Origin of the sequence: Spirosoma endophyticum, assembly GCF_900112365.1 — a bacterium.
Taxonomy (GTDB): Bacteria; Bacteroidota; Bacteroidia; order Cytophagales; family Spirosomataceae; genus Spirosoma; species Spirosoma endophyticum.
Window position 1 is genome coordinate 23,584 of sequence record NZ_FOLQ01000028.1, and the last position, 14,540, is coordinate 38,123.

Sequence of the window (14,540 nt, forward strand, 5' to 3'; positions counted from 1 at the left end):
CACAGAAAAGGGTCGGTTTAGCTAAACCGACCCTTTTCTGTGTAGCACTCATTCATCAGCCACTTTTTCAGACTACCATACAGGCCAATCAATACGCCTAAAATCAATCCTGTCAGCATTAGTTGAGCTGTTATCGACCAATCGAGTGCGCTTAAGACAAGGACGTTGATGCCGGCCTGCACCAGCGCATACAAGCCAGATACGCGTAAATGAGACCAACCGTATTGATGAACGAGCAATTGAAACAAATGCAATCGATGTGCCTGAAAAATAGATTGCCCGAGATAAAGCCGGTGCATAATTGTCAGGACACTATCTATGCCGTAGACCGCTAAAAAAAGCACCAGTAGATACGTATGGCTTTGGTTGATCGCAGCCAGTAAGGCATACAGACAGATGAATCCCATAGAAATACTACCGACATCACCGGCAAAGCAGATAGCCTGTCGGCGCGCGTTAAAATAGCTGAAAATAAGCAAAGCAATAAATACACATGGAAGCAACGAATCAAACACGTTACCCGGCCTTGTCTGGCTCTGCTGGTACCAAAGCGTGCCAATTGTAACAAGGCTGTAAAAGGCAGTCATTCCATTAACGCCATCCATGAAATTGTAGGCATTCAGGCTACCAACGCCAATGATTAGCAGACCAAAAAATACCCACTTCTGATCAGGGAATACGCCCGTTTGAATCAGCAATAGCCCCATTGCACTAAACTGAGTGATGATTCGGGAATGAATGGACAGGGAGTTAACGTCATCCCAAAAGCTAATCAGCGCAACCACCGTCAGGCCAGCAAAGAAGTAAGGCTGGTTGAGTTTATTGACTGAAACAGCTACCAGTGCCGCCAGATAGAAGATAATCCCTCCCGATTGAATCGTAACTGAATCGGTATGAGAACTGCGTTCGTTGGGTGTATCAAAAAGATTGAAATGCCGGGCTATTCGGAGATACACTAACTTTATGCCAACTAACAGGGCTGCCAGCAGTACGTAGCGGATTAAGCTCATCTAAATACGTCGAGCACAGGACGTGAATTCCACTCCAGTTGTTTGCGGGCCAGTTCATCGGAAAAAGTGAGCGAGTGAGTCAGCTTTTGCAACGCAATTGAGTCGAGCGGAAAGCGACGGCCTACGAGCGCATTGATTCCATCGCCAGCATACGCCAGGGCCTTGGCCAGGTCGAGCGGAATAATCAACCGGGTTTTCGTACCAGCCTGCCGGGCTATAGACTCCTCTACTTCACGAACACTGGGATGATAGCCGTCCGTAAGGTTGAATATCCCACCAACCTCGGCCGCGCGGATAATTACGGCCGCTACGTCGTCGGCCCGCACCATGCTTCGTCGGGCCGAACCAGTGCCCATATGAACGTAGTAACCGCGTCTGATAGCCTTTATCATGGCGGCCAGATTGCCTTTGGGATTTTCGGCAACTACCAACGGTAAACGTAGTATAGCTAAACGGACACCGTTACGTTTGGCCCAGGAGCGCACGACATCTTCTGCCATGACCTTACTTAAACCATAGGCATCATCGGCGTCAAGTGGCGTCAGTTCGGTGAGTGATTGCCCTTCTGACCGGCCATAAACGAGTACTGTACTGATATGCACGAAGGATTTGGGCAGGATCGGCAATCGCTCCAGCATATTCAGAAGCCGAATAATTCCGTACACATTTACCCGCTCATAATCAGAGTGTTCTATTGCATTACGGGGAACCGAGTGAGCTTTCCCGGCGGAATGAATAATAATATCGTACGACTCTGGAAGAAGCACGGGCATGGCTTGGGTTAAGTCACAGTGAATATGCCGATTACTGACTGATGTTCGACCCAGCGTCGTAACGGTATGTTGCTGGATAAGCTCTCGGTAAATTCGACTGCCTAAAAAACCCGATGCACCCGTTAATAAAGCGTTCATAGCGTTTTGACGAGTTGTTTATGGCTTGATTTATTCAGCGTTTTGAGCATTTGCCGGGCGAGTTGCTGACTTATTGTCTTCCGCTGAAAACGCGCTCTAAAACCCGCTCTGAGATGCGTTCGGTAAGGCGTTTCGCGCAGTTGCCTAACTAAATCCACTACGTCGCCGGGGCTGAACAGAATGCTGTTTTCGAGCTGCTCCTGAACAAACGAGGCTGCATAACCCGCTACACCAGCGACGATTGGCTTATCCGTCGCGCCTAATTCAAAAAATTTCGACGGCAACACCCGTTTGAAAGCGTCCAGATCATCAAGGTGGACAAAAAGGTAATCGGCCTTTTGGTATTCAACCAGTAATTCTGACTGGGTGACAGGATTATATAGGTCAACATTTGCGATCTTCTCCAACTGAATGGCTTTCTCTAGTTTTCGCCTGGCTGCGCCCCCACTTCCAAAGACGACAAACCGATAGTTAGCGCCCAGCAAGCGAGCCGCTTGTGGAATAATCTTATGCAGGGCTTGCCCTTCCCCGATATTCCCTGCGTAGAGCAAGGTTCGAATAGATGGAATAGGGGAGGGTTGGCTAGGAAGGAGGCTCAAAAACACATCGTCAATGCCATTCGTGAGATAGCTAAACGTAGCTAGTGGATAAGATTTGAAATAAGACCGGAATGCTTCGGATACTAAATTTATATGACTGGCATAACCGAATGTATAACGTTCAACAATACGCAAACCCGGATCTAGTAGCGCCCGAACGACAGGACGATTGAGCTTTTCCAGCATGACTTCGCGGAATAGATCGCGGATGTCTAAAAACAAAGGGGTGTTGAATTTTCTGGCTATGATTGCACCCAAAAAGGCGGTGGCCAACCGAGATGACGAAGCCACAACCAGTTCATATTTGTGATTTTTTGTAAGCCGATAAGCAGCCCATCCGTACACGATAAAAGCCCATATTTGGTTTAACTGGCCACCTCCATGCCTGGGAATCTTAATGCGTTCAATTGTAACCTGGCAACCACCGTTGCTACGTCTTTCGTAGTCGGAGGTAGCTGGCTTGAACGATTCATAACGGTTGGGCCTGGTTGTAACCACCTGAATGTGGCTGTTCTGGGGAAGTTGGCGAGCCAGTTCGTCCACTGTAGCTGTGTTCCGAAAGGCGCCGGGGCCAATATCAGGCGCGAAATAAAACGTTAGGTAGAGGATTTTCATCCAGTAGATATATCGTGGTTTCTAATTGATTGTCAAACACGACTTCTACGCATTGTCCCGTCTGTAGACGATTAAAGCCATCAGCCATATCGTACCTTGTGACGTGAAAGTTAAAATTGGTTACTGATGAGAAAGTTATTTTTATTGGTCCAGCCATAACTACGTTATCCACATCAGCTACCTGAATAGCTGGATGGAAGTATAAGCGGGCAATACCCACCCGATTTGCCTTAGAATCAGTATGTTCCAGCAAGCGATCCGTTATACAAATCTTCGTTTCTTCGACAGACCACGTCCGCTCATGAATGACATTATCGCATTGATAACCATCATGGGAGGCCATCAACCTACTTTCTGTGTCTTGTTGCACTTTTACCCTTGCCCGACGACCAACGCGAAAACCGGCCCATACCTCAGATGAGTTACTACTGTTCACCTCAACGGTATTGTGGGCAGCTGTGCTCCGCTCCCACGCCCGACGTTGGCTCATCTGGTAGGTAGACGCAGAGTTATCCACAATTACCGGCAAGTTATCCACATTCAATAAAAATGAGAACGTGTCCGCGTGTGCATGTCCAGGCTGGTGATCAGGGCCAATCGAACCAATATTTATCATTAGTTCGTATCGTTCCTGCCGAAAAAATCGGTAGCCACTCTCCGCTCTCCGAGTAGATTTGGTTTCGGGTCGGATGTCTACAAATCCCGTCGACGGTTGCAACATACGTTCTGCCTTCTCACGCAGTTGCCTGGTTGTGGGTGCAACACCTGCTACCGAATCGTTGACCATTGGTACGTCGCCATTTCGAAACGTAATGGCGTTAAGCCAGTGCAACATATGACTCGCCTTTTGATCCAGAAAAGCAGCAAGTGTATTCTCTTTATGCCAGGTATCACGTTGTAAAGCTAACAGAACCGTCAGCAGCCTGTCCAGAAGTAGCTGGTGGTACATCGGGCTACGTTCATAATGGGCACCATCGGCTAGAACTTGTGCGGTTAGTTCAGTACAAACAAGACTAGCCGCCAAGCGAAACCACCGCTCGTGCCGGAAATATAAAGCGCCAATAAGCAACGATAAACCGTTCTCTAGCAGATGATTTCCCGACAGGTGATATTCTAATCGACGACTAAGCAAATGAACCTGAGCAAACAAATGACGATTAATGGTAGCGGCATTAATCTGATTCCGGCTCAGGAACTGCACCCAATTAATAATCCGTAGGGAAGTTGGATAGGATTCCAGACCATCCCGTAACGTATCGGTCTGGTTCATGAAATCCTGAACTAACGCCAGTCCGGCTTCGGCCGTCATGCCTGGTTGATTCAGGAAATCGAAGTAATTGAGATGATATGTCCAGAGTTTGCCATTACCCGAAAAATTCCAGTCAATTTGCTCAGGAAAAAGTTGGCTTTGATTTAAAAACGTAAATGTCCCATTCTGCCATGACACTGGTTTATCAGCATTTGGCATAGTCAGGAAATAGCTCTCAGGTTCGACTTCAGGAAATAGTAAACGAGCGCGTCTCCTCAGGCGATTGAGTACTTGATAGACCATCTGCCGAAGGGTCAGATGCCGCACAGTTCGCCAAAGTAAACCTGGGTTAGTCATGTTGCTAGGTTGCTTTGCGGCCTCCCGATACCTGCTACGTCAACCCAGCGATTTTCCCGCAGACTGTGTAAAGCGGCCAGTGTCGTTTGAGTCGTGTTAAGGCTATCAGCAAAAGGAATTAGTGATGGCTCCTTGCCGTCGCTACGAATCTGGTTAATCAATCGCTTTATCTGTTCGTTGTGGCCCTTATCCTGCTGACCAGATTGGCTAGAGAACCCCCTGAACCCGTAGCCAGTTAGCTGGCGAAAGTTGTCCAGAATCAGCGTTCGTTCCTGCGAATAAACCTCCACACGCTCTTTGGCATAGGCTTTATTGCCATTGCTGAAGTAATTGACGACACCCGTTGACCCATTTTCGTAGCGCAGAAGCAGTGATGCCGAATCGCTCGTTTCGGACGGTTGATGCCCCATTGCGTTCATACATACACTCGCTACGTAGCTGCCCGTTAAAAACGAAATCAGGTCTACGAAATGACAAGCCTCGCCCAGCAAACGTCCGCCCCCAATGGCCCGGTCATGTACCCATGAGCTGGCCTCCATAAAACCCGCATTGACAGTCACCACTACGTTCATCAGTTGTTCGTCTGACCGGATTCCACCCAGGAGCGACTTCATTTTTTGAGCGTAGGGGGAGAATCTCCGATTGAAGCCAACCATCACCATTCGGCCCGACACCTGTTGTGCGTCAATGATTGGGACAATCTCGTGGTCATAAATAGCCAGCGGTTTTTCCACAAAAACGTGCTTTCCCACTTGCAGGGCTTCGATCACCAATTGGGCGTGGCTGTTATGCCGCGTCGTGATGATGCACACATCAATGGCGGAGTCTTCGAGTATCTGCCGGTAGTCTGATGTGCTTTGGCTCACACCGTATTTTTTAGCCAGCAACGTAGCCTGTAGCCCGCTAGCACTGGCGATGATTTTCAGGTTTGCCCCCGATGCTTTCAGTGCTGGCAGCAACGTAGCATCCGTAAAATTTCCCGCGCCAATAATACCTACCGTTCCTGAACTTCGAGTATAAACGTGATCGCGCAGGCGAATTGTTGGACTCAAATCAACTCGATCCGGGTAGCTGAGTAGCGAGGCAATTCGATGCGACGCTCCCAGAGATCCATAAATTGTGTTGTACTCCGCAAACGGGACCTTATCACTAATCAATGATTTTACGTCCAGTTGACCGTTTGCCATGAACTGTAGAATTGCGTCAAAATTGCGATTTTCGGTCCAGCGTACATGGGCTACCGGATAGTCGAGACCCTGTTGTTCGTAAGCATTGTCATACCGGCCGGGTCCATACGAGCACGACACCTGAAACGTCAGTTCTTTCTTGTAAAACTCCGCCCGATTCAGCGTCAACCCGATAACACCAATCAGTACAATCCGGCCTCTTTTGCGACTCATTTGAGCCGCCTGGGCTATAATCTCATCGGTGGACGACGAAGCCGTAATAACCACGCCATCAGCGCCAATACCGTTGGTACTGGAAAGGACGGCTTTTACTGGATCAGTGCCAGCGGTAGGATTAATGGTTAAGATACCCTTTTGCTCCGCTAATTGACATTTAGCCTCATCTATATCGACACCAATCACCCGGCACCCATTGATACGTAACAGATCTGCCGTTAACAAGCCAATTAAGCCAAGCCCAACGACTACGACGGTTTCGCCCAGCGTAGGATTCAACAACCGAATTCCCTGCAAGCCAATAGCGCCAACAATGGTAAAAACCGCGGCTTCGTCGGGCACATTGCCGGGTACAGGGGAGACTAGATTTCGGGCTACACAAACTACTTCGGCATGCGGACCGTTGGACGCCACCCGATCGCCGATACGCAAATCGGTAACGCCATCGCCCACGGCCAGCACCGTACCGACGTTGCAGTAACCAAGCGGTATCGGCTGATTGAGTTTCCGGCATACGGCTTTCAGCGTGGGTATTGCCCCATCTGATTTCACTTTCTCAAGCACCTGCTTCATCTTCTCGGGTTGCTGCCGGGCTTTGGTAATAAGACTAGCCCGTCCAAATTCAACCAGCATTCGCTCCGTCCCCGAAGAAACCAGCGATAGCCGGGTCTGAATCAGCACCTGGCCTCGCTGTACCTGGGGCGCCGGTACGTCTTCGAGAAGGGTTTCGCCCGTTTTAAGATTCTGTATAAGTTGCTTCATGGTTTGGGAACTCACAGCGTAAAGCCGCGGTACATCTGTGTGGTACACAATATTCTCACAATACGCTCAGCGGCCTTTCCGTCCCACAAAGGTGGTATTACACCCGGTTTAGTCCGGCCGTCCAGAATCTCAGCCACTTTCCGACGTACCGTTTCAGGATTCAAATCGGCTAGTAATTGATTCGTGCCAAGTTCGATCGTCACCGGCCGCTCGGTCGAGTCACGAAAGGTTAAACAAGGGACCTGTAAATAGGTCGTTTCTTCTTGAATACCACCCGAATCGGTAATGACGAGCGAGGCATATTCCATCAGATTCAGGAACTCCAGATAACCCTGTGGTTCCAGCAAACGAACATTCGGCGTTGCCTCCAATTGCCTCATCAAACCAAAATTCATCAGGCTCGCGCGGGTTCGCGGATGAAGCGGGAAGACTACGGTTTGGCACAATGCCGTCTCGCACAAAATTTGCAAAATGTTACGTAGCCCGGCTTCATTATCAACATTGGCCGGGCGATGCATGGTCAGCAGAACATAATTTCTGGAACGAACGCCAAGGTCACCAATAGCATTCAACGCATTGGCTTTCTGGCGATAGCGCACTAGTGAGTCAATCATGACGTTGCCAACAAAATGGATTTTTTCATCGACAAGGCCTTCACGCCGGAGGTTGTCTACCCCCGATTGCTCCGTCACAAAAAGCAAGTCTGACAGCTTATCCGTCTCGATTCGATTATACTCTTCGGGCATTCGCAAGTCCCCCGAACGAAGCCCGGCTTCAACGTGCGCAACGTGTACACCCATCCGGGAGGCCACCGATGCGCAGGCGAGTGTACTCGTTACGTCGCCCACGACCAGGACCCAGTCTGGCTGTTCGAGTGTCAGTACCTTCTCGAATGTAAGCTCAATTTCGGCCGACTGTTCAGTGGGCGTTCCGGGGCCAACACCGAGATGATAGTCAGGTTTGGGTAGATCGAGTTGCTCGAAAAATACATCACTTAGTCGAGCGTCGTAATGCTGGCCTGTATGAACAAGTATGGGCTCAATTCCTGGATGAGCTAAAAACGCCCGATGCAAAGGAGCCACCTTTACAAAGTTCGGACGCGCCCCGACAATGCTTATGATTTTCATGGGTGGGTAGGCAACATATTTTTCAAAGTCTCTTTTCGGTAGACACCGACGAACAGGTTATTGACGTATTGCCGGGCTAAAAACGGTTTCAACAGTCTTGAAATAGGGTCATGACTTGAAAAAAAAGTCGTTTCGATCCTGTAAAATCCTAGCTCGGACAGATGACGGGAGAAGGTTGCCGCAGTTGATCTATGGCGAATATGAGCGAAATAGGCTGGCCAGCCGGTTAGTCGAAATAGCCTGCGTTCCACCCGCCGATACAGGCTTAACTGGTTGGGAATAGAGACGATGAGAAGGCCATTTGGTTTCAGTAAATCCCTGACCTGTTGAAGCATCTGATCCATATTGTCCATGTATTCCAGCAGACTCGACATCATGACGACGTCCTGCGGGGCATATTTCGCGGGATCGGGAAGTGGCAGCGACTGCACTACGTAGCGTACATTGACGACCTTTTTTTTCTGATTACATAAAGCAATCATCGCTTCCGAGCCGTCAATACCCGTGACGATGCAGCCTTTTTCGGCGAGGTAATTGCTGAAAATGCCCGATCCGCAGCCTAGATCCAGGACGCGGTCGATGGGCTTTACGTACTGATCAAGCAGGTCCGTCCAGACACGGAATCGTTCCAAAAAGGCTACTGAGGATTCGTACCGTCGATCAAATTGCGCAGCGATTTCTCCATGATAATCAATAGCCGATGTTGAACTCATTTTCAATAGGTTATATCCCTGGTTTTTTTTCGCACTGTCTCATAAAACTGTTCCCACTGCATCACATTCGATCGATTGTCGAACCGTTGTCGGGCCAGTTTTAAAGCGCGGGTACGGAAAAGTGTGTATCCTTCAGACGGCATTGCTATGAATTGGTCAACGGCCTGCCGAAGCGGGTCTGTATCATTCGACACCCAACGACCGGCGCGTTCCGTTTCCAGGATCTGCCAGGGTGTGTTGGTTGACGCAACAACGGGTGTTCCCTGCGCCAGCGACTCGATGACAACGTTGCCAAAATTCTCAGAATGAGACGGGAGAATCAGCAGTCGGGCATCGGCATACAACTGCTCCTTTTGCTCACCGTAGACTGGTCCCGGAAACGTAACCTTCGCGGAAAGTTTCAGCGTATCGACACGTTCATGTAGAAAGCTGGAATAGGCTTTATCCGCAACCGGGCCAGCAATAATCAGGGAATACTCACTGTTTAGAAACAGCGGTGACGTACTCAGTGCGTCCAGCAGCCGGTCAATGGCTTTGATTGGATGCAATCGCCCCATAAACAGCAGATACGGTCGGGCGACCCGGGCGACTGGCGACGACAATTCCATTGTATTAGGAATTTCGCCCACTTGTGCATCAACCCCAAAATGCTGCCGGATATAAGCGGTTTCGGCTTCGGACGTTGCGTGAAAATATAGGAACGACCGAAATAGCCGAAATGCATTTAGCAACAGTCGTTTCAAGCGGGGACGAAAGCGTAGGGCAACGGGACTGAGTTCGCCGTGGGGCGACCAGACAATCGGCTTACGAAGCAACAGACCCATGAACACCCAGGCCAGCGACGCTGGATAAAACAAACTATTTACATGGACGACCTCGGCGGTACGCATGGCTTGCCAACCGTACCGGATGTGTTTTATGGGCAGATAGAAATGCGGATTTTTCGTATAGATCACCCGTCCGCAATCCAGCGTCAGCCAGCGATCAAGCTGTATTGACGACGGCAAACTCTGCGACGTAGCTACCACCGTCACATCGTGCCCGGCCATCGTCAGCGCCTTCGCCTGCCAGTAGATGGCATTGCTGGGACCACCCATCTGCGCCGGATAAAAGCAATCGGCCGACATAACGATGTTCATCTAAAAAAGAGCGAAAGAATGAATGCGTGAAAGAGCACACCTGTAGCTTGACGATACAGCGTTTCATAGCGGGCCACGGCTGTCTTGACCGTATAGTTTCGGGCGTTCTGAAGACCTCTTTGAATTAATGTTTCCCGATACGTAGCATCCTGAATCAATGTCAAAATTCCCTGCCGGATAGCTGCGATGTCGGTTGGATCGACTACATGTGCGGCTCCGTTGGCCACTTCGCTCATCGGCGAGTTATTGGATGTAATGACTGCCCGCCCGACGGCATTGGCCTCAACAATAGGCATCCCGAATCCTTCATAGGTCGAAACGAACGTAACAATGTCGCAATTGACGTAGCATTGAACGACGTCTGATCGGCTGACATTGACGTAGTTTCGATAATTGATTCGCTTTTTTTGAAGATCAGCAAGGGTACTTTTTGCCAACGGACCAATAATGACGAGTGTACACCTGATTCCTTCGATGGCCGCCAGCAGCCGCGACAGATTCTTATTCGGCGCCGTACCAACCTGAAGAAGCACGGGTTGCTCGTGGTAAAATGGCCTGGGTTGATACGTAAAAAGAGGATCATAGCTATTCGGAATAACCTGAACATTCCGGGCCGCCCGACCAACGTAGCGCACTAAATCATAACGGGTTTTCTCGGAAACGACCGTCACGATGGCCGCTCGCTTTATAGGCAGGTAGTACCAGAAAAGCCAGAAAAACGCGTACCGAAACGGGCGGTTTCGATTAGTTTCCAGTAAACTGCAATCATGAATGGTCAGTATCGTACGCGACGCAGGCAAGGCCAGCGTAACGTAGTGGACATCGCCCGTGATATGAAAAATGTCGGCAGATAGTCTCTTCACAAACCGTAGATTTTGCCAAATGCTACGTAGCCCCTGACTAATTCGAGGCAATTGAATCCTGTTTGTCGGTATGCCCTGTTGCTCAACTTCGTGCTGAATACTATCAAACAATGCCTCAATACTGTGCCCGGTACCGGGGCTGCGAACTATGTAGGTAACGGTCATGAATTGGTTATAGATGAATACCGATGCGTTTCATGAACCAGAATAGCAGCGCGATAAAAATGGCGTTATTCACTAAGCTACCCCAGGTTGAGAGGAGATCGGTTTCCATGGTTAGACAGCCGATATAGAGCATTGGTAACCAAAGAATAAGCGAAGGAACGTGGGCTGCCAACTGAAGGACGTATCGAAAAACGCCACTTAGCAACAGGCCATATAGTAAGGAGAACAAAATGCCACCATAGCCAAAATTCACATATCCTTCTCCCAGGGGCGACAGATTAATGCTGGTATTTTCGGACTGCGGCAACGTAGTGAATCGCCTGATATTTTCGTATCCACCCGTTTGGGGTTTGTTGGGCCACATCAGTCGGGGCACGAAGGGATAAATGAACGACAGTAATACGTCCCCATTAGCATAGGATTCGTGCATAGGCACCTTCGTCATGGCACTCCCGATCATGATGCCCTGATTAAATCGAACGAATGACAAAAATAAATGATCGACGTTCAGGAGTTTTTCAGGATGGGTGAGTCGGTCAGTCAGTAGGTCGCTCATAAGTCCCGCATTGCCCGTACGTTCGCCCCGCTGATGGCCCCAGGTATTGTACCGGTATTCTCCTTTAATGGATTGAATCAGGAGCAAAAACACGAAAGCCAAACTCACAAAAATGGTTTTTGTGCGAATTGTAAGTGGATTAAGTCGGCCAGCCGCACTGAAAATTACCAGTAACATTATCCAGAAGAATAGCTCGCCAAACATCCCCGCCTGAATCGTATACGTTACCAATACGGCGAATACCGTAGTAAGAATCAACACTCGATACAGGCTTCCGGAATAGTAAGCATAAAAGGCACTTATGAACAGGCAGTAAGCTGGTAACGTACCTAAAATAGTGGGTGCCGTCGGTACGAAGGTTTTTACCGAAAAGCCAAGTAAACCAATGATTAACAAGACAAAACTGGCTGCCTTTTTGTCTTGCAGATAGGCCGTTGCGTCTTGAATATAAAGTAAATGAGGTCGTTTCGAATCGTTTTTCCGGAGCCAGAATAATCCGATATGAAATGTGCTGTAGGCGGGTAACGTATAGCTGAAATAGGTAGCTGACTCTACTGGCATGGAGGCCGGAAAGACCCAGTACGTAATGGCGGGCACCAGCAAAATTTCGAGTGCCGCAATGAAACTAATGCACTCCAGCAAGGCAATCCGCTCACCCACACGGTGGACAAAGGTCTGGAAAGTATACAGCGACAAAGCGACGGCTAACGCTTCTGTACCTGTGCAGTAATCTACGCATTGAATAGCCAGTAGAAAGGCCAGTGCACACACGAGAAGGCGTTTCATCAGCGATTGAATTTTTCGGATAGAAATAACCAGATCACCAACAGAAACTGCCCGGCGAAACCGAATAAAGTAGCCAGTGCAGCACCCAAAATACCAAAGAGAGGAATCAGTATTACAGCTAACGCCATAGTCCATATGGCTCCTGCTACGTTGTGAAACAGCACTAACCGGGTTTGCCCGAAGGCATACCATTTCACTTCCAGCAGGTGAATGCTCGTCAGGAATAAGTAGCCGACCGCCACAATCGGGCCAACAAGAAACGCGGGTTTGTAGCGATCCGACAAAAGCAAATTTCCAACCCAGTCACGATTCAGATAGAAGATAAAACAACCCGCCCCGGCCAATACTACGTAGCGCCCCAGGTAACGGAGCAACAACGGATTCGCGATTATGGAAGGCTGTTGAGTGGTTCTTAAATTCAGGATTTGGGGCGATAGAAAAGTTAGCATTGGAGCCACCAGGATTAACAGCTTCGATCCCAGGCTATACCCCATAACATACTGACCAACATCGGCATCGGTCAGGTAAAGTCGAAGGAGATAGCGGTCAGCATAGTTACTAATCCACCCCCAGAAAGCCAGACTGAACAGTGGACCCCCGTATTGCTTGAATGACTTGGTTAGTTCGGGCCAATCGATGGCTGTTTCCGACAGCGATTCATACCCATGAATCGCCCGAACTAGCTGCCAGTAGGCCAGTACTGCAAACAAACTGTTCAGCAAGGTTAACGACTGCCAAAGCCCAACGGACGTTTGCTGCTTAAGCAAGACAACTAATACAAACAAAATCAATACGTTGCTGGCGGCATACCCAATTTGAATCAACACGTATCGTCGATACTGGCCCGATACGTTCAGGTAATCGTTGCCGAACTGGTACATTCCCTGCCCAAAAGCCGCCAGCCAAATCAATCCAAAAATTGGGTTATGGTAGTACAAACCAGCTAGCAAAGCCACCGTTGGCAGGACTGTCAAAAAAATCAGCAGAAGGATTCGACGATAGAAGCGAATGGTTTGTCGGTGCGAAAACCGAGCGAATGCGACCTTGAATGACTGAATGGTAGGCGTCACCAAAAAGCCGTGCAACAATGTCATGGTTGTAAATAGCAAACTGTAATCACCCAATTCAGCGGGTGGAATATATACGGCCGTGAGCTTCCCGTAAATAAACGCCATCAGCGCCGATACCATTTGTCCGATAACCAAAACCGTCAATGGTTTTGACATGGGGATTACTGGCTGAATAGCGCGGTTCGTCACACTATTCATAAAACCGGTACGTATAAACTAACCGTACGCAGTAGTTGCTCAACTCGCCGATCGAATGTATGATGCGCCTGAAAATGATCATACTGTTGTGCTGCGAGTTCGTGCCGTTCGTCGGGGCGGGCCAGGTAATACCGGATTTTATCAATGGCCTCATCCATCGTATGATACGTTACCCGGTCGACCGCTACGCCCGTGTATTCCTCTATGGTTGGTTTGTAATCGCAAAGCTGAAAGGCACCGATGCCATTGATTTCGAAGTATTTCTGATTGACCGACGTGATTTCCGCGTAATGAAAATTATTGAAAACAATTTTGGCCCCATAGAGCAACCTGTTTTTCTCGGGGCCAATAAGGTATTGCTGCCGAAATCCTGACCGCACAGCTGCCCGCAGATACGGGCCTTCCGTCCCATACACCGCTACATTCACACCCGCCCGCATCAGTAGCTCAATCATGCGGGCTCGGTACGGATAGAGATTGCCGAACACCAGCACATCGATGGTTGTCATCCATTCGGCAAACGCTTTTTCAACGGGTGGCTTTTGATGAACGCGCGGGTTGAAACCTTCCGGCAAATAATGGGCATTCAGGCCCGCCCGGTCACGTAGTGCACGGACAAGGTAGGGTTCTTTGGAAAAGTAGTAGTCGAAGTCGGCGGCAATGATCTGCTGTTTCTCCAGGTTCGAGAGCGCATCCGGATTTACCTGGACAACGGGCACGTCAGGGCGTTGACGTTTGATATGCTCCACCAGTATTGGATGTACGTTCCGGTAGACAACCAGCACTAAATCAGGCTGTAAGCGCACGATTCTGTCCGCCATTCGCTGTCCTATGGCCCGATCGTAGGATTCAAAAAAACGCGACGCCCAGTAATTGATCTTAGCCGAAACGGGCAATCCATCCGTAACATCCAGCAAAGAAACGCGATGCCCCAATGCCCGAAATGAAGCGCTCAGGTGATACTCCAATGAATCGAATGCCGGGCTACCTACAATGACTACGTTCATTAATTTGTCG

Annotated in this window: 12 protein-coding genes; all 12 read right to left on the reverse strand. The window is 49.2% G+C overall.

The window, feature by feature from the left end; genetic code table 11:
• Positions 1 to 17: 17 nt before the first annotated feature.
• From BM202_RS32225 to BM202_RS32280, 12 genes are read right to left on the reverse strand one after another with little or no spacing between them, the layout of a single operon-like run.
• Positions 18 to 1,010, reverse strand: coding sequence for an MraY family glycosyltransferase (locus tag BM202_RS32225; RefSeq protein ID WP_093834011.1), 993 nt, complete (start codon positions 1,008 to 1,010; stop codon positions 18 to 20).
• Positions 1,007 to 1,921 carry an NAD-dependent epimerase/dehydratase family protein gene (locus BM202_RS32230; protein WP_093834013.1) on the reverse strand — a complete coding sequence of 305 codons (915 nt, stop codon included), beginning with the start codon at positions 1,919 to 1,921 and terminating at the stop codon, positions 1,007 to 1,009. Before BM202_RS32230 ends, BM202_RS32225 begins: the two co-directional genes overlap by 4 nt.
• Entirely contained in the window at positions 1,918 to 3,135 is a 1,218-nt protein-coding gene (locus tag BM202_RS32235; RefSeq protein ID WP_093834015.1) for a glycosyltransferase family 4 protein, read from the reverse strand. The genes BM202_RS32230 and BM202_RS32235 overlap by 4 nt, the downstream gene beginning before the upstream one ends.
• A complete protein-coding gene (locus tag BM202_RS32240) occupies positions 3,098 to 4,741 on the reverse strand; it encodes an alginate lyase family protein (protein WP_093834017.1) in 1,644 nt (547 codons plus the stop codon). The genes BM202_RS32235 and BM202_RS32240 overlap by 38 nt, the downstream gene beginning before the upstream one ends.
• Positions 4,738 to 6,906: a bi-domain-containing oxidoreductase gene (locus BM202_RS32245; protein WP_093834019.1), complete on the reverse strand. Its 2,169-nt coding sequence runs from the start codon at positions 6,904 to 6,906 to the stop codon at positions 4,738 to 4,740. The genes BM202_RS32240 and BM202_RS32245 overlap by 4 nt, the downstream gene beginning before the upstream one ends.
• A gap of 11 nt (positions 6,907 to 6,917) precedes the next feature.
• Positions 6,918 to 8,033 carry a non-hydrolyzing UDP-N-acetylglucosamine 2-epimerase gene (gene wecB / locus BM202_RS32250; RefSeq protein ID WP_093834021.1) on the reverse strand — a complete coding sequence of 372 codons (1,116 nt, stop codon included), beginning with the start codon at positions 8,031 to 8,033 and terminating at the stop codon, positions 6,918 to 6,920.
• On the reverse strand, positions 8,030 to 8,746 hold the full coding sequence (locus BM202_RS32255; protein ID WP_093834027.1) for a class I SAM-dependent methyltransferase: 717 nt from the start codon (positions 8,744 to 8,746) through the stop codon (positions 8,030 to 8,032). Before BM202_RS32255 ends, wecB begins: the two co-directional genes overlap by 4 nt.
• 2 nt (positions 8,747 to 8,748) lie before the next feature.
• A complete protein-coding gene (locus BM202_RS32260) occupies positions 8,749 to 9,885 on the reverse strand; it encodes a glycosyltransferase (protein WP_093834029.1) in 1,137 nt (378 codons plus the stop codon).
• A complete protein-coding gene (locus tag BM202_RS32265) occupies positions 9,882 to 10,913 on the reverse strand; it encodes a glycosyltransferase family 4 protein (protein WP_093834031.1) in 1,032 nt (343 codons plus the stop codon). Before BM202_RS32265 ends, BM202_RS32260 begins: the two co-directional genes overlap by 4 nt.
• Positions 10,914 to 10,920: 7 nt before the next feature.
• Positions 10,921 to 12,255 carry a hypothetical protein gene (locus tag BM202_RS32270; RefSeq protein WP_093834034.1) on the reverse strand — a complete coding sequence of 445 codons (1,335 nt, stop codon included), beginning with the start codon at positions 12,253 to 12,255 and terminating at the stop codon, positions 10,921 to 10,923.
• The gene (locus tag BM202_RS32275; RefSeq protein ID WP_177236772.1) at positions 12,255 to 13,481 is read right to left on the reverse strand and encodes a lipopolysaccharide biosynthesis protein; all 1,227 of its coding nucleotides are present in this window, start codon (positions 13,479 to 13,481) and stop codon (positions 12,255 to 12,257) included. The genes BM202_RS32270 and BM202_RS32275 overlap by 1 nt, the downstream gene beginning before the upstream one ends.
• Positions 13,482 to 13,519: 38 nt before the next feature.
• A complete protein-coding gene (locus BM202_RS32280) occupies positions 13,520 to 14,530 on the reverse strand; it encodes a CgeB family protein (protein WP_093834038.1) in 1,011 nt (336 codons plus the stop codon).
• Positions 14,531 to 14,540 lie beyond the last annotated feature (10 nt).

What these genes read in the sequence shown, in the direction of transcription:
- BM202_RS32225 (WP_093834011.1), bottom strand. Translation starts at nt 1,010, where the DNA reads ATGAGCTTAATCCGCTACGTACTGCTGGCAGCCCTGTTAGTTGGCATA.
- BM202_RS32230 (WP_093834013.1), bottom strand. Translation starts at nt 1,921, where the DNA reads ATGAACGCTTTATTAACGGGTGCATCGGGTTTTTTAGGCAGTCGAATT.
- BM202_RS32235 (WP_093834015.1), bottom strand. Translation starts at nt 3,135, where the DNA reads ATGAAAATCCTCTACCTAACGTTTTATTTCGCGCCTGATATTGGCCCC.
- BM202_RS32240 (WP_093834017.1), bottom strand. Translation starts at nt 4,741, where the DNA reads ATGACTAACCCAGGTTTACTTTGGCGAACTGTGCGGCATCTGACCCTT.
- BM202_RS32245 (WP_093834019.1), bottom strand. Translation starts at nt 6,906, where the DNA reads ATGAAGCAACTTATACAGAATCTTAAAACGGGCGAAACCCTTCTCGAA.
- wecB (WP_093834021.1), bottom strand. Translation starts at nt 8,033, where the DNA reads ATGAAAATCATAAGCATTGTCGGGGCGCGTCCGAACTTTGTAAAGGTG.
- BM202_RS32255 (WP_093834027.1), bottom strand. Translation starts at nt 8,746, where the DNA reads ATGAGTTCAACATCGGCTATTGATTATCATGGAGAAATCGCTGCGCAA.
- BM202_RS32260 (WP_093834029.1), bottom strand. Translation starts at nt 9,885, where the DNA reads ATGAACATCGTTATGTCGGCCGATTGCTTTTATCCGGCGCAGATGGGT.
- BM202_RS32265 (WP_093834031.1), bottom strand. Translation starts at nt 10,913, where the DNA reads ATGACCGTTACCTACATAGTTCGCAGCCCCGGTACCGGGCACAGTATT.
- BM202_RS32270 (WP_093834034.1), bottom strand. Translation starts at nt 12,255, where the DNA reads ATGAAACGCCTTCTCGTGTGTGCACTGGCCTTTCTACTGGCTATTCAA.
- BM202_RS32275 (WP_177236772.1), bottom strand. Translation starts at nt 13,481, where the DNA reads ATGTCAAAACCATTGACGGTTTTGGTTATCGGACAAATGGTATCGGCG.
- BM202_RS32280 (WP_093834038.1), bottom strand. Translation starts at nt 14,530, where the DNA reads ATGAACGTAGTCATTGTAGGTAGCCCGGCATTCGATTCATTGGAGTAT.